Origin of the sequence: Phytopseudomonas argentinensis (assembly GCF_900113905.1) — a bacterium.
Taxonomy (GTDB): Bacteria; Pseudomonadota; Gammaproteobacteria; order Pseudomonadales; family Pseudomonadaceae; genus Aquipseudomonas; species Aquipseudomonas argentinensis.
The window spans coordinates 271823-292009 of the sequence record NZ_FORC01000004.1 but is presented as its reverse complement, the minus strand read 5'-3'; the positions used below and the strand labels follow the sequence as shown (position 1 = coordinate 292009).

Sequence of the window (20187 nt, the reverse complement as noted above, 5' to 3'; positions counted from 1 at the left end):
TCTCCGCTGCACGTGCGTAGCCGGTATCCCAAATTGGCACTTGGATAGCCCATGGCGGGTGCAGGTCCCGTTCACGAGCGAGGCGCCATGTGCGACTATCTCACCCCAGGGCAGCCTGAAAACAACAAGGCTGGCGAGGGCGCTGCAGGCCATGAAACACCAGAACATCAGCCATTTTCGCGACATCCATCTGCATGCCGCCACGGTGCAGCAGTGGAGCCAGGACTACAGCCAGTTAAGCGCCGGCTCGAGCGAAAGCTCGCTCATGCAGCTGAGCACAGAGCATTGCCATATGTTTCTGGAGCAGATCAATCAGCGCGTGGTGCAGAACGGCGTGGCGCCGCGCGAACGCATGTGTTTCGCCGTGCCGATCAACGTACCGGGCTCGGTGCGCATGCAAGGGCGTGACGTGGACGACAGCAGCCTGTTCTTTCTCAACGGCGGCGAGGAGTTCATGTTCCACATGCCGACCGGCATGCAGCTGCTGTCCGTGACCTTTGAACGGGAAACCTTCGAACAGGCCCTGGCGCAGACGCCCTCGGCGAAGGAAATCGGTGTGTTGCTGCGCCAGCCAGTGATCAGGGTGTCCCACAAGCGTTTCGCCGCTGCCCGTCGTCGCCTGCTGTCGATGTTCTCCCAGGCGATGACCAGCGAGGCGCCCGGCGGTGTCTGGGAGCCGGCCCTGGAGCAGGCGATGCTCGATGAGCTGCTGCAGCTGATGATCGACCCGGCGTGCGACAAGCAGCAACGCTCGCCGAGCTCGACACGCAGTTTCATCGTCGAGAAATGCCATCGGTTGGTCGCCGCGCAAATGCTCAGCGCGCCCAGCGTGATCGATCTGTGCGAGCGCCTGCAGGTCAGCCGACGCACCTTGCAGAACAGTTTCCATGCGGTCGCCGAAACCACACCGCTCAAGTACCTGCGTTCGGTGCGCCTCAATGGCGTGCGGCGAACCCTGATGACCACCCGGGCAGCACAGCTGTCGATTGGCGATGCGGCCGCCCAGTGGGGCTTCTATCACCTGAGCCATTTCGCCGCCGAGTACTTCGAGCTGTTCGCCGAGTTGCCGTCGCAAACGACGCGCGCCGCCATTCCCGGCTGAGCCTTGGCCTGAGCGTACTGCGCCATCCATCATTTTCCAGCATCGATAGCGGCCTGCACCGGTCATAACCTGACATGACCGTTCAGGGAGCCGCCAATGAAGCGCCTGCGCATCGCCACCTTCAATATCAATGGCATCAATGCCCGACTGGCCAACCTGTTGAGCTGGCTGGAACGCGAGCAGCCGGACGTGGTGTGCCTGCAGGAGCTGAAAACACCGGACAAGTCGTTCCCGGCCAGTGATATCGAGGCCGCTGGCTATGGCGTGGTGTACCAGGGGCAGACCTCGTGGAACGGCGTGGCGATTCTTGGCCGCGATACCCAGCCGCTGGAGATTCGTCGCGGCCTGCCCGGCGCCGAATGGGACAGCCAGGCGCGGTACATCGAGGCGGCGGTACTCGGGGTGGTGGTCGCCTGCCTGTACCTGCCCAACGGCAATCCGCAGCCCGGCCCGAAATTCGATTACAAGCTCAAATGGTTCGAACACCTGATCGAGCATGCGCAAACGCTGCAGGCCAGTGAACACCCGGTGGTGCTGGCCGGCGACTTCAACGTGGTGCCGACCGACTTCGATATCTACAACACCCGTTCCTGGCTCAAGGATGCCCTGCTGCAACCCGAGAGCCGCGAGTGTTTCCAGCGCCTGCTGGATCAGGGCTGGGTGGACGCGTTGCGCGCACTACACCCGGACGAGCAGCTGTTTACCTTCTGGGATTACTTCCGCCGCCACTGGCAGAGCAACTCCGGGCTGCGTATTGACCACCTGCTGCTCAACCCGGCGCTGGCGCCCTATCTGCAGTCGGCAGGGGTGGACACCTGGGTGCGCGGGGAGGATCACCCCAGCGACCATGCGCCAACCTGGATCCAGCTGAGCAGCCGCAAACGGCGAAGCAAATAGCGCAGCGCTAACAGGGGCTCTCGTTATTTCCTTTGGTAATAACTAAAGACTTTTTTCATATTGGCGGCCATCCGGAGTGACAAGGAAAATGCTCTGCTACTGAAATTTATTGATACAGGTCAAGACCTTACTTTAAAGGTGCCTTTTGAACACTTCTCTCAGCGGCCAGCTGGCCAGAACGCTTTTCGACAGCCAGCCAGGGCCTGACGAGCGTCGGCGCGCCCGTGAGGGCCTGATCGATTATTTCGCCTGCCTGCTGCCCGTGCAGCTTGGCTTGCTGCAGGACTCGGGGCTGGTGCCGGTGCGTGAAGTGTTTCCCGCAGCGCGCAGTACGGAGAATCATGCCCTGCAGCTGGGTTACATGAGCCACGCGCTGGATTTCGACGACTACCATGCGACCTTCCGCGGCCACCCGACCACAGTGGTGCTGTCGACGCTGCTGGCCTTGCTCGCGAACCAGCCACGCCTGGCGGTCGAGGATTTTCTCGATGCCTATGTCGTCGGCGTCGAGCTGGCTGGGCGTCTGGGCAAGGCCATCGGTACCCGCCATTACGCCGCCGGGCTGCACAGCACCGCGACGCTTGGCGTGATTGCGGCAACGGGCGCCGCGTGCCGGTTGCTGCGTCTGACGCTTGGGCAAAGTGAAGTCGCCCTTGGCCTGGCCGCCACCCAGGCTTCGGGCCTGCGCGCCCAGTTCGGCTCCGCGGCCAAGGCGCTGCACGCCGGGCTGGCCGCACGCGGTGCCGTCAACAGTGTCGAGTTGGCCCGTGCCGGTTTCGCCGCGCAGCGCCACGGCGTGCTGGAGGGATTCCTGGCTGCCCTGGGTTACGGCGTCGAACGCCCTGATGACCTGCTGGCCGAGTGGGGCGCACCTTGGCGAATCATCTCGCCCGGCCTGGAATTCAAGCGCTATCCCACCTGCGGTGGAACCCACAGTGCGGCGGAGGCCGCGTTCGTGCTGCGCGAGCGGCTGGGCGCCGACCTGCATGCGGTGCAGCATATCGAGGTGAGTTTCCCGCCGGGCGCCGACACTGCACCCAATATCATCGCCCCGGTCAATGGCGTGCAGGCGCGCTTCAGCCTCGAGTACGTGATCGCCGACGCGCTGCTCAACGGCGCGATTTCCCTCGAGCGTTACGGCGAAGAACCGGTCGATACCCAGATCGCCGCGCTGGCAGCACGAGTGAGGCGAGTACCGGACTCCAGTGCGCCGGCCGATGAGCACGATCCGGATCGCCGCTTTCACCGCGTCACCCTGTTCATGGCCGATGGTACGTCCCACAGCCATTGCGTGACCCGCATGGAAACCGCCGCGGCGCCCACCGATGTGCTGGCCAAGCTGCGCAACAACCTTCGATCCCTGCCCGAGGCGCGGCTGGCCGCGATCAGCGCGGATCTGCAACTCGCTGACGATGCCGCGCTGCATCGTCTGGCTTCACTCATTAGCTGTCAGTAAGGATTCGTTATGTCCGTGCAACCTGCTTCACCCCGTCAACTGCGCCTCGGCCTGTTCGTGCAGGCGCTGGGGCACCACGTGGGCGGCTGGCGTGCCGAGGGTGCGAAAGGCTCGCCCACCGACATCGACTGGTTCACCTGGATCGCCAGGAAGGCGGAAGAGGGCAAGTTCGACATGTTCTTCGTTGGCGACGCCCTGGCCACCAGCGTGCACCGTCTGCCGTCGACCATGTCGCGCCTGGAACCGCTGACGCTGCTCTCGGCCCTGGCCGTGCAGACCAAACACATCGGCCTGGCCGCCACGGCGTCCACCACCTTCGACGAGCCGTTCCACCTGGCCCGCGCGCTGTGTTCGGTGGACCACATCAGCCGTGGCCGTGGCGCCTGGAACGTGGTCACTTCGTTCTCCCTCGACGCGGCGCGCAACTTCAGCCGTGAAGACCTGCCGTCCCACGCTGACCGCTATGAAATGGCCCGCGAGTTTCTCGATGTCGCCTTCAAACTGTGGGATGGCTGGGAGGAGGGCGCCATCGTCCGCGAGAAGGACACCGGCCGTTACTCGGACGAAAGCAAGATCCACCCGGCCAACCACAAGGGCAAGCACTTCCAGGTGCAGGGGCCACTGAACATCGCCCGTTCGCCCCAGGGCCGCCCGGTGATCATCGAGGCGGGTTCGTCGCCGGCCGGTCAGCAGCTCGCTGCGCAAACCGCCGAAGTGGTTTTCACCGCAGCGTCGTCGCTGGAGGAGGGCCAGGCCTTCTACCAGAGCCAGAAGCAATTCGTGCGCGACGCCGGTCGCCAGCCCGACCACCTGCTGATTCTGCCGGGGGTGATGCCCATCGTCGGTCGCACCCGTGAAGAGGCCCAGGCAGTCTGGAATCAGCTCAACGAGCTGGTGGACATCGATAACGGCATCGAGCAGCTGTCGGCGCGTTTCGGCGTGGACATGACCGCCTACCCGCTGGACGGCCCGGTGCCGGAAATCCCCGCGACCGAAGGCAGCCAGAGCCGCGTCAAGCTGCTCACCGAGCTGGCCGCCCGCGAAAACCTGACCCTGCGCCAGCTGGCTGCGGTGGCTGCAGGCTCGCGTGGTCACCGCGTGGTGGTCGGCACCGCCGAGGATATCGCCGATGACTTCCAGCACTGGCTGGAGCAGGGCGGCGCCGATGGTTTCAACATCATGCCGGCCGTACTGCCCGACCAGCTCGAGCTGTTCGTCGAGCTGGTGATTCCAGAGCTGCAGCGCCGCGGCCTGTTCCGCACCGATTACCAATACAGCACGCTGCGGGAAAACCTCGGCCTGCCCTCCGTTGACGAAAATTTTGCCGCCGTTGCCCCACTGGCAACCGAGAAGGAATAAGCCATGAAACGTTCTGTTCTGACCGCTGCCGCCTTTGCGCTGTTGCCGTTGACTGGCGCCATTGCCGCCGACAAGGGCGTGCCCTTCAACGCCACCGCCAAACCTGCGGCCGACGCCGCCCTGCACGACACGCTGCCCGAGGCGATCAAGAAGCGTGGCAGCATCATCGCCGGTACCAACCCGAACACACCGCCGACCACCTTCTACCAGGCCGACAACAAGACCCTGGCCGGGCGCGAGATCGACATCATAAGTGCCGTTGCCGATCGCCTCGGCGTGAAGCTGGACCTGCGCGACACCGGCGGCTTCGACAACATCATTCCGGGGCTGAAATCCGGGCGCTACGACGCGGCGGTCGCCAATATCGACGCCAATGCCAAGCGCCTGGAGCAGGTGGACTTCGTCGGCTACTACAACGCCTCCAAGCTGGCCCTGATCGGCCGCGCGGATGCCGACAAGGGGCCGTTCAACAGCTTTGCCGAGCTGTGCGGCCAGACCGTCGGCGCCGGCGCCGGCACTTCCCAGGTCACGCGTCTGCAGCAGGCCAGCGAGGCGTGCGTGGCCGATGGCAAGCCGGCCATCAAGGTGCCGATCTTCCCGGATCGCCCAGCCGGCGTGCAGGCGGTGATCAGCGGCCGCGTGCCGATGTTCTTCGGCCCGTACGAAGGTCTGCGCTACCAGGCCAGCCAGGTGAAGGCGCTGAAACTGGCCGGTGAGATCACCATCGAGGACACCATCGTGTCCATCGCCCTGGCCAAGGATTCGCCGCTGGGCAAGCCGATCCAGGCAGCGCTGAACTCGCTGATCAAGGACGGCACCTACCAGCAGATCCTCGACAAGTGGGAAATCGGCTTCGGCGCCGTCGAGTCCGCCGGCCTCAACGCAGAAAACCTCAAATGAGCCAACGGCCTGACGACGACATCGCCGGGCTGCGCATCGTCAAGCACCGTCACTGGGGGCGCTGGTTCAGCGCCCTGATCGTGCTGTTGCTGCTGTCGCTGGTGGCCACTTCGATGGTCAACAACCCGCGTTTCGAATGGGACGTGGTGGCGCAGAACCTGACGGAAGAGTCGATCCTCGCCGGCGTGCTGATGACCATCGAACTGACGGTCATCTCGGTAGTGTTCGGCTTCGCCGGCGGCACGCTGCTGGCCCTCATGCGGCTGTCTTCCAACCCGGTGCTGGTCAGCGTCAGCTGGGCCTACACCTGGTTCTTTCGCGCCGTGCCGATGCTGGTGCAGCTGTTTCTCTGGTACAACATCGCAGCGCTGTATCCACAGTTGTCGCTGAGCCTGCCGCTGGTGGGCGAGGTGTGGAGTGCGGAAACCAACGAGATCATCAGCCCGTTCAGCGCGGCGGTGCTGGCCCTGGTGATTCACCAGTCCGCGTACGCCGCGGAGATCATCCGTGCCGGCATCCAGAGCGTCGGCCAGGGCCAGCTCGAAGCGGCCAAGGCGCTCGGCTACCGGCCTGGGCAGATTTTCCGCCAGACCGTGCTGCCCCAGGCCATGCGCACCATCCTGCCGCCCGCCGGCAACGAGGTGATCGGCCAGCTGAAAACCACTGCGGTGGTGTCGGTGATCGCCCTGCAGGACGTGCTCTATTCGGCACAGATCATCTACCAGCGCACCTATGAAGTCATCCCGCTGTTGCTGGTCGCCACCCTCTGGTACCTGGTGATGACCTCGGTGCTGTCGGTGCTCCAGCATTACATCGAGGTGCGGTTCAGCCGCGGTAATGGCCCGGTGCGCAGCAGTTGGTTGCGCCGTAACAAGGTCACTCAGGAGGCCGAATCATGAGCGAGTCCGTCCGCCTGCGGGGCGTACACAAGCAGTTTTCCGGCAACAGGGTGCTGCACGGCATCGACCTGGACATCGCCGCCGGCTCGGTGACGGTGATTCTCGGGCCCTCCGGCTCGGGCAAGTCGACCTTGCTGCGCTGTATCAACCACCTGGAAAAGCTCGACGGCGGCACCATCCATGTTGGCGACGCTCTGATCGGTTACTGCCGCAAGGGCCAGGCGCTTTATGAACTGCCGGAGAAGGTCGTCGCCCAGCAGCGTCAGCGCATCGGCATGGTGTTCCAGCAGTTCAACCTGTTCCCGCACCGCACGGTGCTGCAGAACATCGCCGATGCACCGATCCGCATCCTTGGCCAGAAGCGTGCCGAGGTGGAGGCGCGGGCCATGCAGCTGCTCGAACAGGTCGGCCTGGCGCACCGCGCACAAGCCTGGCCGCGCGAGCTGTCCGGTGGGCAGCAGCAGCGTGTGGCGATCGCCAGGGCGCTGGCCATGCAACCCGACGTGATGCTGTTCGACGAGCCGACCTCAGCCCTGGACCCCGAACTGGTTGGCGAAGTGCTGCAGGTCATGAAACAGTTGGCGCACTCGGGCATCACCATGCTGGTGGTCACCCATGAAATCGGCTTTGCCCGCGAGGTGGCGGACAACATCGTGTTCATGGACAACGGCAAGGTGGTGGAGGCGGGCGATGCCCGGGCCTTGCTGGATAACCCGCAGCATCCACGGCTGCGCGAGTTCCTGGCCAGCGTGCTTTGAGGCGCCGCCTGGTGATGGGCCCACGCTCATCGCCAGGTGGCTCATTCCTCCGGCCTGAGTTAATGGCCTGCAGAAATTGCCCACCGTTCAAGGCGGGTGAGGGCGCTGATTCGAAATCCCTGCCCATTTAATGGGTTAGATCACGCGCCCTGACGGGTCGGAATCATTCGCCTGATGCTTTAGACTTGGCGGTTGCCAAAAGAACCGTCATGGCCAAGCCATGAAGGGCTTTAATCCTTCAAATATCTGTGGTGAAGATGAACAAGCCTTTCATTTCGCTGTGCCCTGAAATTACTCGGGCGCATGCGCTGAAGCTGATGGACTGGTTGGAAGATGATCGCGTTACCTGCTACCTGAGCGATTCACGAGATGTCTCCCGTTCCATCGAACATGCCATCGATCGGACTCAATTGCCGATCCTGACCCATCTATTCAACCAGGGCGGCCGCTTCTTCATGGCCTACGACCGGTATGACGCCCCTGTAGGCTTTGTGCGACTTATCAAGAGCGGCTCGGATTGCGAGATCGTCCTGGCCATCGGCGACAGCGAAAAATGGGGCCGTAACCTCGGCACCCGCACCATCCGCGAAGGCATGAAGCTGGCGTTCCTCGACATGCGCGCCGGGAAGCTCATCGCCAAGATCCACCCGGACAACCAGCGCTCGCAGAAAGCCTTCCTTCGTAGCGGCTTCAGACTCGAGAGCGAAACATCGACCATGACGTCATGGGCCATGACGGCCGAGCACTATCTGCAGTTCTTGCGAGAAGATGCCTTCAATGACGCCCCGGGGATATACATCACCGAAATGGACAAGGCCAAACTCGACAGTCTGATCGCGCTGGAGGATGGCCCGGTCGTCCAACTCGAACATGAGCTCGAACGCGCCGTCGTCGTCGAACCCCAGCAGGTGCCCAGCACTGTCGTCACCATGAACTCCAGGGCTCTGGTGCAACTGGATGACGAAGCGATCGAAGTGGCCCTGGTTTACCCCGAAGATGCTGACCACAGCGCCGGCAAGCATTCTGTGTGTTCCGACCTCGGCGCCGCCATCCTGGGTTATCAGGAAGGTGACGCCATCGACTGGCGGATCGCGGGTCGCACGCGGCAGATCGAGATCAGGAAGGTGCTGTACCAGCCGGAGGCTGCGGGCGACTACCACCTGTAGTTGCATCTGGCCCGGTGGGCGGACATCAAGCGCGGGAATGTATAAAGGCACTTCGCGCCTGATGCCCCTGGCCGTCATCAGTAGGCCGTAAATCTTGCTGAAGCAAGTCTTCGAGGCCCGGCCTGCCAGGCGACGATAGGTCTTGGTCATCTCCAGCGCAGTGTGGGCTCACTCTGAACCGGCGCCGAAAACAACCTATCGCTCAGCTCACCCGGCATCAGGTCGGCGATCTGCTTGGCCACAAGTTCCTCGGTTTCTTGCAATTGATCTGCGCCAAATGCCGCAAAGGCCGTCAAGCACGCGGCCAGCTTGAGTCGACTTGCAGGTAGAGCAGGGGCCTGCAGGATCTTCCGAACGTGCAATCAGCTTGTAACCAATTAATGGGTGAGTTAAATCTGTATCTACTTATCTTCACGTATTGAAAAACTCACCCATGCCCAAAAAAGCCCCGCTGAGCCAGGTCAGTGATTTCGAACTGCGCCTGCTCAGGCTGTTCAAGACGGTGGCCGAGTGCGGCAGCTTCGCCGCGGCCGAGGGGGCGCTGGGCATCAGCCGCTCGGCCATCAGCCTGCATATGAGCGATCTGGAAAAGCGCCTTGGCATGCGCCTGTGCCAGCGCGGGCGTGCCGGGTTCGCGCTGACCGATGAAGGCCGCGAAGTGCTGCGCGCTGGCGAGGCGGTGCTGGTGGCCATCGAAGGTTTTCGCAGCGAAGTGAACCAGATGCACCAGCAACTGCGTGGTGATCTCAACGTCGGCATCGTCAACAATCTCGTCACCCAACCGAAGATGCGCATTACCCGGGCGCTGCAGGCGGTGCGCGCGCAGGGCAGCGGGGTACGGATCAACCTTAGCATGAGCACCCCGAGCGAGATCGAGCGGGGCCTTCTCGACGGCCGCCTGCACCTTGGCGCCATGCCGCTGATCACGCCGCTGTCCGGGCTCGAATACAGCCTGCTGTACGAGGAGCGCTCGAATCTCTACTGCAGCCGCGAGCACCCGCTGTTCGCGCGGGCCGCCGAAATCGGCAACGAGGAGCTGCGCAGCGCCGATGCCGTGGTGCCGAGCTACCGGATGAGCGCAGAGGCCATCGGCCTGCACCAGTTGCTCAACTTCGCCGCCTCGGCAACCGACCGCGAGGGCATCGCCTTTCTGATTCTCACCGGCAGCTACATCGGCTTTCTGCCCGATCACTACGCAGCGGCCTGGGTGGAGAAGGGGCTGATGGCCCCGCTCAGCCCGGATCGTCTGTTCTTCGATACCAAACTGGCCGTCGCCGTGCGCAAGGGCCGCCGGCAGAACCTGATTCTCGAGCGCTTTCTCGAGGCCTTGCAGCTTTCCCGGTAACTCTCGGCTATCCCCCTGATTTCCCCTCGCTTTTCACTGTTGAGCCAGCCTCCGCTGGCGCGACCGGCCGGTCATTGCCCGGGAAAAATCCAGGTTGCGTGTTGACAGGGTGTTTTTCTCGGCCCTAATCTGCATGCAGCACTGCACACAACAGCACATGCCTTGAAACTCAGTGCAACACCCTTTGCTGTGACTTCTGCCTACAAAAACAACTTATCGGTGAGGTGCAACATGGCTCGGTTTTTCCCAGGCTCCATCCGTAATCTGATCGCCAGCGCAGCGGCGATCGGCGCATTGCTCGCTCAGGTCCCTGCCCAGGCGGCCGAAACACAGATCTGGAAAGACATTCAGAAGGCTGGTGTGCTGCGCTGCGGTGCGGCGGTGGCCGCCCCCTACGTCATGCGGGACGCGGCCTCCGGCCAGTACAGCGGCTATTTCGTGGAGCTGTGCCGCGATTTCGGCGAGCAGGTGCTGAAGGTCAAGGTCGAGTTCGTCGATACCAGCTGGGACAACATCGTCGCCGGTGTGCAGAGCAACAAGTGGGACCTGGCCATGGCGCTCAATCAGACGCCGGAGCGCGCCCTGGCGCTGGCCTTCTCGGCGCCCGCGACCGAGTATCAGGTGTCGCTGCTGGTCAACAAGGACAACCCGAAGTTCGCCGAGGCAGGCAACAGCGTGGCCGACTATGACAAGGAGGGCGTGACCTTCGCGGTGATGTCCGGTACGGCCGGTGACAAGCTGATTTCCGCCGCGGTGAAGAACGCCAGGATCATGCGCCTGCCGGGCATGGACGAAACGCGCATGGCGCTGATGTCGCGCCGCGCCGACGTACTGGTCGATGCCAACGACACCAACCACCTGTTCGCCCTGGCCAATCCGGACTGGAGCAAGGAGATTCTGCCCGAGCCGGCCCTCGCCAAGCAGGGCGTTTCTTTCGGCCTGCGCCGCGACATTTCCCCGGCCGACCTGCAGGTGCTGAACATCTACCTGACCCAGCGTCGTGAGACCGGTGAGATCGATGCGCTGATCGACAAGGCCTCCGCCGAAGTCAACGCCACCTCCAAGACCGCCCAGTAATCCTGCTCAGCGCCGAGGGTTGCCCGAACGGGCAGCCCTCCCGGAGACACGCTCATGAATACTCCCCGTTTGGTGGCTGCCCAGCCACAGCCCGTGCACGCCTCCAGTGCGCCGCCCGCTGGTGATTTCATCCAGTTGCGCGGCGTGTGCAAGTCCTATGGCGAGCAACTGGTGGTGATGGACAACCTCAGCCTGGACATGCGCGCGGACGACCGGCTGGTGATCATCGGCCCGAGCGGCAGCGGCAAGAGTTCCCTGCTGCGGGTGTTGATGGGGTTGGAAGGTATTCAGGGCGGCACCATCAGCTTTCAGGGCCAACCCTACATTGCCGGTGGCTCGGGTTGCGGCAAGCCGCTGCACGAGGGCCTGCGCACCCAGATCGGCATGGTCTTTCAGCACTACACCCTGTTCCCGCACCTGTCGGTGCTGGGCAACCTGATCCTGGCGCCGACCAAGGTGCATGGTCTGTCGAAGGCCGAGGCCAGCGAGAAGGCGCGTGCCTACCTCGCGCGCCTGGGCCTGGAGAGCAAGCTGCACGCCTATCCCAGCCAGTTGTCCGGCGGCCAGAAACAGCGCGTGGCGATTGCCCGGGCGCTGATGCTGGAGCCCAAGCTGATGCTGTTCGACGAAGTGACCTCGGCACTCGACCCGGAGATGGTCATCGAGGTGCAGAACGTGATGCTGCAACTGGCCGAGCAGAAGATGGCCATGATCATCGTCACCCACGACATGCACTTCGCCCGGCATATCGCCACCCGCGTGGTGTTCTGCGCAGGCGGCAAGGTGATCGAGCAGGGCCCGCCCGAGCAGATTTTCACCCAGCCGAAGGAAGCCCGTACCCGCGAGTTCCTTGAAAAAGTCCTGCACCTGGACTGAGGGCCGCCGCCATGAACTATCAATTCGACTTTCACTTCCTGACCGGCAGCCTCGGTGCGCTCTGGGAGGGCCTGCAGGTGACCCTCGAACTGGCGCTGGTGGCCAACCTGATCGGCCTGGTGCTCGGCTTCGGCCTGTGCCTGATGACGCTGAGCCGCTGGTTCTTCATCCGCTGGCCGGCGCAACTGTTCATCGAGTTCTTTCGCTGCACGCCGGCGCTGCTGCAGATCGTCTGGTTCTTCTACTGCGTGCCGATGCTGTTCAACGTTTTCATCGACCCGGTGGCCATGGGGTTTCTGGCGCTGGGCCTGAACCTTGCGGCCTTCAACTCCGAGGCCTATCGCGCCGGGGTGCAGGCGGTGCCCCGCGAACACCTCGACGCCTCCATCGCCCTGGGCCTGCGTGCCTGGCAGCGCACCTTCTACGTGGTGCTGCCGCAGGCCCTGCGCAGCGCGCTGCCGGTGCTGATGACCAACGGTATCGGCAGCCTGCAGCAGAGCGCGCTGGTGGCCATCGTCGCGGTGGGCGACCTGATGTACGTGGGCAAGAGCCTGGCCACCGAGGCTTACCGCCCCCTGGAAACCTACACCCTGATCGCCCTGATCTACTTCGCCCTGTCGCTGCCCATCGCGCAGTTGGTGCAGTACATCGAGCGGCGTCAGGAAGCCGCGACCGCGCGCTGAGGAAAACGCCATGAACATCGATTTTTCCGTGGTTTTCCCCTACTGGTACATCCTGCTCAAGGGGCTTGGGCTGACCCTCGCCATCACCCTGACCTGTGCCGTGCTGGGCAGCCTGGCGGGCTTCGCGATCAGCCTGTTGCGCACGCTGCGCAACCCGCTGATCAGGCTGCCGATCGGCCTTTACGTGGAGTTCTTCCGCGGCACGCCGCTGCTGATCCAGTTGTTCTGGGTGTTCTTCTGTTTCCCGGTGGTGTTCGGCCTGACCCTGTCGCCCTACGTCTCGGTGATGCTGGCGCTGATTCTGTACATGGCGGCGATCACCAGCGAGACGTTCCGTGGCGCGCTCAAGTCCATCGCCAGCGAGCAGCATGACGCCTGCACGGCGCTCGGGCTGACCCCACGGGCCAAGGTGCTGTTCGTGATCTTCCCGCAGGCCCTGCTGCGGGCCACGCCGCCGCTGCTGTCCAACGTGGTCAGCCTGTTCAAGGAGAGCGCGCTGATCTCCTCGGTGGGCATCGCCGACCTGATGTTCATCGGCCAGAACATTTCCAACAGCACGGCCCGCCCGGTGGAGTTCCTCACGGCCGTGGCCGCCATCTACTTCCTCGTCGCGTTCCCCTTGACCCGCCTGGTCGGCGTGGTCGAGTCGCGGATGCTGCGTCGCTACGCCTACTAACCCCCCAGCTGCAGCGGAGACACCACCATGCAACTCAAAGGCATCCTGCCCGCCATCGTCACCCCTTTCGACAAGCACGGCGCCGTCGATCACGAGATTCTCGCCTCGATCCTCGAACACCAGCTCAAGGCCGGCGTCAGCGGCTTCGTGCCGCTGGGCTCGACCGGCGAATACTACGCGCTGACCAACGAAGAGCGGCGTCAGGTCCTGGCCACCGTGAAGGAAGTGGTGGGCGAGCGCGGCACCCTGATCTCCGGGGCCAACGGCTCCTGCACCCGCGAGGTACTGGAACAGGTGCAGCAGAGCGTCGACGCCGGCTACAGCAACCTGCTGATCGCACCGCCGTACTACGCGCTGCCGTCCCAGGAGGAGTTGCTCAGCCACTACCACACCATTCTCGACGCCTTCCCGCAGATCAACCTGGTGCTCTACAACTACCCGGTACGGACCAACGTCGAGGTGGGCATGGGGGTGATCGAGGCGCTCAAGGATCACCCGCGCGTCATCGGTATCAAGGAAAGCAGCGGCAACCTGCTGCGCGGCATCGAGATCGGCGAGCACTACAAGGGCAAGATCCAGCTCTCCTGCGGCTCGGACGACCAGGCGCTGGACTTCTTCCTCTGGGGCGCCACCAGTTGGATCTGTGGCCCGGCCAACATCTTCCCGGAGAAGGTGGTGGACTTCTACAACAAGTTCACCGCTGGCGATCTGGCCGGTGCCCAGAACGTGATGCGCAACCTGTTCCCGATCATGGCCAACCTGGAAAGCGGCAAGTTCGTGCAGAAGGTGAAGTACGGCGCCGAGCTGGCGGGCTTCAAGGGCGGCAATGCCCGTGCGCCGTTGCTGCCGCTGACCGATGAGGAAAAGGCCGAGTTCCGCCGCGTCTTCGAGGCCTCGTTGCGTTGAGGCGGCCGCCTGCCGGCCCACATCGGCCGGCACGCGCAGACCCGGGGCGGCGTTACGCAACCGTCGCAACGGGCGCTGTGTGCATACTGACAGCGCGATCAGCCACCGCGGTATTGATTCCCCCGTCATTCATCGTTCGGGCCAAGTGAGCGTCATATGAACTCTTTACCCGCTGCAAACCCGCAACAAGCCGTGGTCATCGGTGGCGGCATTGTCGGCGTCTGTTGCGCGCTGTACCTGCAGCGCGAAGGTCATCGGGTCACCCTGGTCGACCCCGCAGCCCCCGGCGACAGCACGGCCAAATGGAGCTGTGGGCAGATGGCCGTCAGCGAGGTCATTCCGCTGTCCAAGCCCGGCATCCTGAAGAAGATTCCCGGCTGGCTGCTGGATCAGAAGGGCCCGCTGGCCCTGCGCCCGAGCGCGCTGCCGGGCATCCTGCCGTGGTTCCTGCGCTTCGTGGCCAACGCCCGCCAGGCGAAGATCGTCGAGATCGCCCAGGCCATGACCACCCTGACCGAACATGTCTACCAGGACTACGCGCCGCTGCTCGATGCCTGCGCGGACAAGACCCTGCTGGGAGATCGACCGATCCTCGAAGTCTTCGATTCGCCGGCCGGGGTGGCCCACGAGCGCCCGCATCTGGAACTGCGCAAGGCCCTGGGTTTTGCCTCCGAGGAACTGGATGCCGGCGCCATCGCCGAGCTGGAACCGAGCCTGGCCGGCAAGTTCCAGCACGGTCTGCTATTTCCCGACTGGCGCGCGGTCAGCGACACCGAAGGTTTCATTGCCGCGCTGACGCAGAGCTTCATCGACCAGGGCGGCGTGCGCGTGCGCGAGCAGGCCAAGCGCATCGACTGCCTGGCCGACCGCGCCACCGGCGTGACCCTGGCCAGTGGCAAGCGCCTGCCCGCCGAGCATGTGGTGGTCGCCGCAGGCACCGGCTCGCGGCAATTCTTCGCGCAGCTTGGCGTGGCGGTTCCGCTGGCCGGCATCGCCGGTTACCAGGTGGTGGTGCCCGAGCCCGGGGTGGAGGTGCGCCACTCGGTGATCTATGCCGACGGCGGCTTCTGCTTCGCGCCGATGACCCGCGGCCTGCAGATCGGCGGTACCATCGAGTTCGCCGGCGAGGGTGCCGAGCCGAACTTCGAGCGCGCCGAGATCATCCTGGCGAAAGCCCGGCGCATCCTGCCCGAACTGCAGACCGCCCGGCTCGAATACGGCGTCGGCTATCGGCCGTTCCTGCCCGATACCAAGCCCATCATCGACCGCTCAGCGCGCCTGCCCAACGTACTCATGGCCTTCGGCCACGGCCAATTGGGCCTGACCCTGGGGGCCACCACCGGGCGGCTGATCGCCGACCTGGCAGCCGGGCGAGCCCCCGCCCAGAACCTGACCCCCTTCAGCGCCAAGCGCTTCGCCCTTATTGGAGGACTTGCATGAACACCTATGACCAGCTCTATATCGACGGCCAGTGGGTCGCGCCGGTAAGGGGCGGCACCTTCGAGACACTCGATCCGAGCAGCGAGCAGCCTCTGGCCAGGGTCGCCGCGGCCAACGCCGAGGACATCGACCTCGCCGTCAGGGCGGCGCGCCGGGCCTTCGACGAAGGGCCCTGGCCGAACATGAGCGGTGCGGCGCGCGCCGCCGTGCTGCGGCGCATCGCCCAGGGCATCCGCGCGCGTCAGCAGGAACTGGCCGAGCTGGAGGTGCGCGACAACGGCAAGCCGCTGCCCGAGGCGCTCTGGGATATCGGCGACACCGCTGGCTGCTTCGATTTCTATGCCGACCTGGCCGAAGACCTCGACAGCCATGCTGAACAACCCGTGGCGCTGGCCGACGAGCGCTTCAGCTCGGTGGCGCGCAAGGAGCCGGTGGGCGTCGCCGGCGCCATCATCCCCTGGAACTTCCCCATGCTGATGGCTGCCTGGAAGGTCGCCCCGGCCCTGGCGGCCGGGTGCAGCATGGTACTCAAACCATCCGAGCTGACCCCGCTGACCGCCCTGGAACTTGCCGGTATCGCCCATGAGGCCGGGCTGCCGGCCGGCGTGCTGAACCTGGTCAGCGGCCTTGGCCCGGATGCCGGCGCGCCGCTGGCCGAGCACCCCGGCATCGACAAGCTGGCCTTTACCGGCAGCGTGCCGACCGGCAGCCGGATCATGCAGGCGGCTGCCAAGGACATCAAAAACATCAGCCTGGAGCTGGGCGGCAAGTCACCGTTCATTGTCTTCGCCGATAGCGATATCGAGGCCGCCGTCGAGTGGATCATGTTCGGCATCTTCTGGAACCAGGGCCAGGTCTGCTCGGCCACCTCTCGCGTGCTGGTGCAGCGCGAGCTGTACGCGCCGCTGCTCGAACGCCTCAGGCAGGAGGCCGGGAAGGTGCGCATCGGCAACGGGATGGAGGAGGGCGTGCTGCTCGGCCCCTTGGTCAGCCAGAGCCAGTACGACAAGGTGCGCGAGGCCATCGGCCGTGGGCGCGAGGAGGGCGCCAGGCTGGTCCATGGCGGCGAGCGCCCGGCTGGTTTCGCCAAGGGCTTCTACCTGCAGCCGACCATTTTCGCCGACGTGCCAGAAGACAGTTGGATCTGGAACGAGGAAATCTTCGGCCCGGTGGTATGCCTGCGCCCGTTCGATGACGAAGCCGAGGCGCTGCATGCTGCCAACGACTCGCGCTTCGGCCTGGCGGCTGCGGTGATGTCCAGGGACCTGCCGCGCGCCGAGCGGGTCGCCCGCAAGCTGCGCGCCGGCATCGTCTGGATCAACTGCTCGCAACCGACCTTCACCGAGGCGCCGTGGGGCGGTTACAAGCACAGCGGCATCGGCCGCGAACTGGGCGAGTGGGGCCTGAACAACTATCTGGAAACCAAGCAGATCACTCGCTACGACAGCGAGCAACCCTGGGCCTGGTACATCAAGTGAGGTAACGGCCATGCGCTGGAAGAAAACGCTGCAACTGGTGGACGTGCACTGCGAGGGTGAGATCGGCAAGGTCATTACCGCAGGCGTGATCGGCATCCCCGGCGAGACCATGCTGGACAAGATGAACCATATCAACCAGGTGGACGACAGCCTGCGCCGCCTGGTGACGCTGGAGCCACGCGGCTGCCTGCAGATGTCGGTCAACCTGCTGCTGCCGCCGACCCGGCCGGAAGCGCAGGCCGGCTTCATCGTGCTGCAGGCAGACAAGGCCCACCCGATGTCCGGCAGCAACTGTATCTGCGTGGTCACCGCGTTGCTGGAACTGGGCATGCTGCCGATGCAGGAGCCGGAAACCAGCGTGGTGCTGGACACCCCGGCCGGCCTCGTCACCGCCCGCGCGCAGTGCGCGGACGGGCGCTGCCTGAGCGTGTCGCTGGACATGGTGCCGTCGTTCGTCGAACACCTGGACCTGGCCATCGACACCGAGGCATTCGGCACCATCAAGGCCGATATTGCCTTTGGCGGCGTGTACTACGCCCTGGTCGACGTGGAACAGGTGGGCCTGAGCATCGCCCCGCAGCACGCCCGCGAGCTGGCCGCCGCCGGCGTGGCGCTGAAGGAATTGATCAACCGCCAGGTCAGCGTGCAGCACCCGCTGTTCGCCGCGCTCGACGAAGTGGCTTATGTGATGTTCCGCAACCGCCTGGATGACCGCACCTACCAGACCTGCACCACCTTGCCACCGGGGCGCGTCGACCGCTCGCCCTGCGGTACCGGCAGTTCGGCCAACCTGGCCACCCTGGCGGCACGGGGCCTGGTCGAGGAGGGCGCGCAACTGGTCTCGCGCTCCACCATCGGCGGCGAGTTCCAGGTGCAGCTTCTGGGGCACTGCGAGGTCGGTGGCCGGCCTGCGGTGTTGCCGCGCATCACCGGGCGCGCCTGGATCTACGGCATCCAGCAACTGGGAGTGGACCCGGACGACCCCCTGGCCGCAGGTTTCATGCTCAGCGATACCTGGGGCCCGGCCTTCGCCCAGTGAGTGCGTGACAGCCGGCCCGTCCGAACCTGCGGAGCAGCGCCATGGGCGTAATCGAGATCGAAGCGCAAGGCAGCGCCAGGCGCCACGGCGGTCGCTATATCTACGAGGCGCTGCGCCGGCAGATCCTTACCTTGCAACTCAAGCCCGGTGCGCAGTTGGACGAGGTCTCGCTGGCGACGCAGTTCAAGCTGTCCCGTTCGCCGGTGCGCGATGCCCTGGCACGGCTGATCAGCGAGGGGCTGGTGAGCATCCTGCCCAATCGCACCCTGCTGGTCACGCCCTTCGAGATCGAGGCGTTTCCCGACTATATCGCCGCGCTGGACCTGACCCAGCGCGCGGTAACCCGACTGGCGGCGCTGAACCACACCGAGCAGGACCTGCAGCGCATTCGTCAGGCCAATGGCGCCTATGTCGAGGCGCTGGGAAAGGGTAGCTTCGAGGCCATGTCCGAGTTGAACAAGGCCTTCCACCTGGAGATCGCCAGGGCAGGGCACAACCCCTATTTCACCCGCTACTACGAAAAGCTGCTGGGCGAGGGCCAACGCCTGCTGCACCTGCAGTTCGACTTCATCGTCAGCTCGCAGGGGCTCAGCAGTGCCGAGCAGGACCATGACGGCATCATCGACGCCATCGCCAACCGCCAGGCGGACCTGGCCGAACGGGCTTCCCACGAGCACACCATGCTGTTTCGTGATCGCTTTCTGGAATTCATGAAGCAGAACCTCACCCAGGGCGTCTCGATTCGCTAGCGGCGATCTCTTCGCGCTGCACGGCGCCGGCCGATGGTTCGGCGTCGCGACCATGGGGTACTCTTGGCAGCATTCGCCGGCTGCGCTGCCGGGCCCAGGCACTGTCAGGAACCACCGATGAGCAACGATGCAGTAGAACCCGAAAGCAACGGGCGCCGACATGGCGGGCGTTACATCTACGAAGAGCTGCGCAAGCAGATACTCACCCTGAAACTCAAGCCGGGCTCGCAACTCGACGAGGTGTCGCTGGCCGCACAGTTCGGCCTTTCCCGCTCGCCGGTGCGCGATGCCCTGGCGCGGCTGATCACGGAGGGGCTGGTCACCATCCTGCCGAATCGCACCACCCTGGTCACACCGTTCGAGATCGAGGAGTTCCCCAACTACGTGGCGGCGCTGGACCTGATCCAGCGTGCGGTCACCCGGCTTGCCGCCTTGCAACGTACCGATGAAGACATGCAACGCATCCGTGCTGCCGAGGATGCCTACATGGCGTCGATCTCCAAGGGCGACTTCCAGGCCATGACCGAACTGAACAAGGCGCTGCACCTGAAAATTGCCCAGGCCGGCAAGAATCCGTACCTGACCCGCTACTACGAGCGGCTGCTGGGTGAGGGGCAGCGCCTGCTGCACCTGCATTTCGACTTCATCATCAGCACCGCCAGCTCGTCGGGTCTGGGCCGCGATCACGAAGAGCTCGTCGAGGCCATCGCCGCCCGCGACGCCGATGCCGCCGAGACCGCCGCACACGAGCACACGATGCTGTTCCAGCGCCGGTTCCTGGATTTCATGCAGCAGAACCTGACGGCGAACATAACCATTAGCTAATTCAATGACGCCAAGTTCGCAGGCGATGGCTATCAACCAAGAAAATCTCCCCAAGGAAGGGGCGCGTTTTCTCGTACCTGATGCCAGCTTTCGACAGCAGCAGAAACGACGAGGAGAAAATTGCCAGAGGATCAGGATTTGGTGTTGCTGAGTGGGGCAAACGGCACAGGTTGGTCTGGCGTGGATCAATCTAGAATACTTAATTTAACATAATATACATTATGCGAAGTTATGTGTTGGCTGATGCCAGCTGTTCTCCCGCCAGATTCTCGTGACCATCTGCTGCAAAACTCACTTCGTAATCGTCAGTCCCTTCAAAGTGGCCGCTGCTCATGCCGAACGCTTTAGTTTTGCGAAAGATGCTCTCAATGTGCGCGCGCACGGTGCTTGGACGACTTTGCAGATATCGCTGTCAAAGATGCCGCGGCTGGCGCCTTGCTTTCAGTTCGCGTTGTGCCTGAGAAATATCCCGGGTCGTTCGTCAGGATCTGGCGCCGCGTAAGGCACCAGATGAAGCTGCCGGGTTGTTCCAGATCTGGAACGGTGTGTAATCCCG

19 protein-coding genes are annotated in these 20187 nt (G+C 64.1%); all 19 read left to right on the top strand.

The genetic code is table 11. The annotated features are described in order from the left end of the window. Positions 1-151 precede the first annotated feature (151 nt). The 19 genes from BM154_RS19005 (at position 152) to BM154_RS18915 (ending at position 19631) form a co-directional block, all read left to right on the top strand. Entirely contained in the window at positions 152-1102 is a 951-nt protein-coding gene (locus tag BM154_RS19005; protein WP_074887827.1) for a helix-turn-helix domain-containing protein, read from the top strand. Between the two features lie 96 nt (positions 1103-1198). Further along, a complete protein-coding gene (gene xth, locus BM154_RS19000; protein ID WP_074887824.1) occupies positions 1199-1999 on the top strand; it encodes an exodeoxyribonuclease III in 801 nt (266 codons plus the stop codon). Between the two features lie 145 nt (positions 2000-2144). Beyond that, entirely contained in the window at positions 2145-3455 is a 1311-nt protein-coding gene (locus tag BM154_RS18995) for an MmgE/PrpD family protein (protein ID WP_074887822.1), read from the top strand. Between the two features lie 9 nt (positions 3456-3464). Further along, positions 3465-4814, top strand: coding sequence for an LLM class flavin-dependent oxidoreductase (locus BM154_RS18990; protein WP_074887819.1), 1350 nt, complete (start codon positions 3465-3467; stop codon positions 4812-4814). Positions 4815-4817: 3 nt separating this feature from the next. Next, entirely contained in the window at positions 4818-5714 is an 897-nt protein-coding gene (locus BM154_RS18985; protein ID WP_074887816.1) for an ABC transporter substrate-binding protein, read from the top strand. Beyond that, positions 5711-6613 (top strand): amino acid ABC transporter permease, encoded by a 903-nt coding sequence (locus tag BM154_RS18980; protein WP_074887813.1) that lies wholly within the window; start codon positions 5711-5713, stop codon positions 6611-6613. The genes BM154_RS18985 and BM154_RS18980 overlap by 4 nt, the downstream gene beginning before the upstream one ends. After that, complete coding sequence (locus BM154_RS18975; RefSeq protein WP_074887810.1) at positions 6610-7371, top strand: amino acid ABC transporter ATP-binding protein; 762 nt, start codon at positions 6610-6612, stop codon at positions 7369-7371. Before BM154_RS18980 ends, BM154_RS18975 begins: the two co-directional genes overlap by 4 nt. Before the next feature lie 257 nt (positions 7372-7628). Continuing rightward, complete coding sequence (locus BM154_RS18970) at positions 7629-8537, top strand: bifunctional GNAT family N-acetyltransferase/nucleoside diphosphate kinase regulator (protein ID WP_074887806.1); 909 nt, start codon at positions 7629-7631, stop codon at positions 8535-8537. Between the two features lie 433 nt (positions 8538-8970). Then, positions 8971-9882 carry a LysR family transcriptional regulator gene (locus BM154_RS18965; RefSeq protein ID WP_074887804.1) on the top strand — a complete coding sequence of 304 codons (912 nt, stop codon included), beginning with the start codon at positions 8971-8973 and terminating at the stop codon, positions 9880-9882. Positions 9883-10113: 231 nt separating this feature from the next. Then, positions 10114-10959, top strand: coding sequence for a substrate-binding periplasmic protein (locus BM154_RS18960; RefSeq protein ID WP_074887801.1), 846 nt, complete (start codon positions 10114-10116; stop codon positions 10957-10959). Between the two features lie 54 nt (positions 10960-11013). Next, positions 11014-11835, top strand: a complete 822-nt coding sequence (locus BM154_RS18955; RefSeq protein WP_074887797.1) for an amino acid ABC transporter ATP-binding protein — start codon at positions 11014-11016, stop codon at positions 11833-11835. An 11-nt stretch (positions 11836-11846) separates the two neighbouring features. Then, a complete protein-coding gene (locus BM154_RS18950; protein WP_074887794.1) occupies positions 11847-12518 on the top strand; it encodes an amino acid ABC transporter permease in 672 nt (223 codons plus the stop codon). 10 nt (positions 12519-12528) lie between these two features. Further along, complete coding sequence (locus tag BM154_RS18945; protein WP_074887792.1) at positions 12529-13194, top strand: amino acid ABC transporter permease; 666 nt, start codon at positions 12529-12531, stop codon at positions 13192-13194. 27 nt (positions 13195-13221) lie between these two features. Beyond that, on the top strand, positions 13222-14100 hold the full coding sequence (locus BM154_RS18940) for a dihydrodipicolinate synthase family protein (RefSeq protein ID WP_074887790.1): 879 nt from the start codon (positions 13222-13224) through the stop codon (positions 14098-14100). 156 nt (positions 14101-14256) lie between these two features. Beyond that, entirely contained in the window at positions 14257-15540 is a 1284-nt protein-coding gene (locus tag BM154_RS18935) for an NAD(P)/FAD-dependent oxidoreductase (RefSeq protein WP_074887789.1), read from the top strand. Beyond that, on the top strand, positions 15537-17018 hold the full coding sequence (locus BM154_RS18930; protein ID WP_074887786.1) for an aldehyde dehydrogenase family protein: 1482 nt from the start codon (positions 15537-15539) through the stop codon (positions 17016-17018). Before BM154_RS18935 ends, BM154_RS18930 begins: the two co-directional genes overlap by 4 nt. Before the next feature lie 10 nt (positions 17019-17028). Further along, positions 17029-18057: a proline racemase family protein gene (locus BM154_RS18925; protein ID WP_074887782.1), complete on the top strand. Its 1029-nt coding sequence runs from the start codon at positions 17029-17031 to the stop codon at positions 18055-18057. Positions 18058-18098: 41 nt separating this feature from the next. Then, entirely contained in the window at positions 18099-18806 is a 708-nt protein-coding gene (locus BM154_RS18920) for a GntR family transcriptional regulator (protein ID WP_083414611.1), read from the top strand. Positions 18807-18923: 117 nt separating this feature from the next. Next, positions 18924-19631, top strand: coding sequence for a GntR family transcriptional regulator (locus BM154_RS18915; protein ID WP_074887779.1), 708 nt, complete (start codon positions 18924-18926; stop codon positions 19629-19631). Positions 19632-20187: the final 556 nt, after the last annotated feature.

What these genes read in the sequence shown, in the direction of transcription:
- BM154_RS19005 (WP_074887827.1), top strand. Translation starts at nt 152, where the DNA reads ATGAAACACCAGAACATCAGCCATTTTCGCGACATCCATCTGCATGCC.
- xth (WP_074887824.1), top strand. Translation starts at nt 1,199, where the DNA reads ATGAAGCGCCTGCGCATCGCCACCTTCAATATCAATGGCATCAATGCC.
- BM154_RS18990 (WP_074887819.1), top strand. Translation starts at nt 3,465, where the DNA reads ATGTCCGTGCAACCTGCTTCACCCCGTCAACTGCGCCTCGGCCTGTTC.
- BM154_RS18985 (WP_074887816.1), top strand. Translation starts at nt 4,818, where the DNA reads ATGAAACGTTCTGTTCTGACCGCTGCCGCCTTTGCGCTGTTGCCGTTG.
- BM154_RS18980 (WP_074887813.1), top strand. Translation starts at nt 5,711, where the DNA reads ATGAGCCAACGGCCTGACGACGACATCGCCGGGCTGCGCATCGTCAAG.
- BM154_RS18975 (WP_074887810.1), top strand. Translation starts at nt 6,610, where the DNA reads ATGAGCGAGTCCGTCCGCCTGCGGGGCGTACACAAGCAGTTTTCCGGC.
- BM154_RS18970 (WP_074887806.1), top strand. Translation starts at nt 7,629, where the DNA reads ATGAACAAGCCTTTCATTTCGCTGTGCCCTGAAATTACTCGGGCGCAT.
- BM154_RS18965 (WP_074887804.1), top strand. Translation starts at nt 8,971, where the DNA reads ATGCCCAAAAAAGCCCCGCTGAGCCAGGTCAGTGATTTCGAACTGCGC.
- BM154_RS18960 (WP_074887801.1), top strand. Translation starts at nt 10,114, where the DNA reads ATGGCTCGGTTTTTCCCAGGCTCCATCCGTAATCTGATCGCCAGCGCA.
- BM154_RS18955 (WP_074887797.1), top strand. Translation starts at nt 11,014, where the DNA reads ATGAATACTCCCCGTTTGGTGGCTGCCCAGCCACAGCCCGTGCACGCC.
- BM154_RS18950 (WP_074887794.1), top strand. Translation starts at nt 11,847, where the DNA reads ATGAACTATCAATTCGACTTTCACTTCCTGACCGGCAGCCTCGGTGCG.
- BM154_RS18945 (WP_074887792.1), top strand. Translation starts at nt 12,529, where the DNA reads ATGAACATCGATTTTTCCGTGGTTTTCCCCTACTGGTACATCCTGCTC.
- BM154_RS18940 (WP_074887790.1), top strand. Translation starts at nt 13,222, where the DNA reads ATGCAACTCAAAGGCATCCTGCCCGCCATCGTCACCCCTTTCGACAAG.
- BM154_RS18935 (WP_074887789.1), top strand. Translation starts at nt 14,257, where the DNA reads ATGAACTCTTTACCCGCTGCAAACCCGCAACAAGCCGTGGTCATCGGT.
- BM154_RS18930 (WP_074887786.1), top strand. Translation starts at nt 15,537, where the DNA reads ATGAACACCTATGACCAGCTCTATATCGACGGCCAGTGGGTCGCGCCG.
- BM154_RS18925 (WP_074887782.1), top strand. Translation starts at nt 17,029, where the DNA reads ATGCGCTGGAAGAAAACGCTGCAACTGGTGGACGTGCACTGCGAGGGT.
- BM154_RS18920 (WP_083414611.1), top strand. Translation starts at nt 18,099, where the DNA reads ATGGGCGTAATCGAGATCGAAGCGCAAGGCAGCGCCAGGCGCCACGGC.
- BM154_RS18915 (WP_074887779.1), top strand. Translation starts at nt 18,924, where the DNA reads ATGAGCAACGATGCAGTAGAACCCGAAAGCAACGGGCGCCGACATGGC.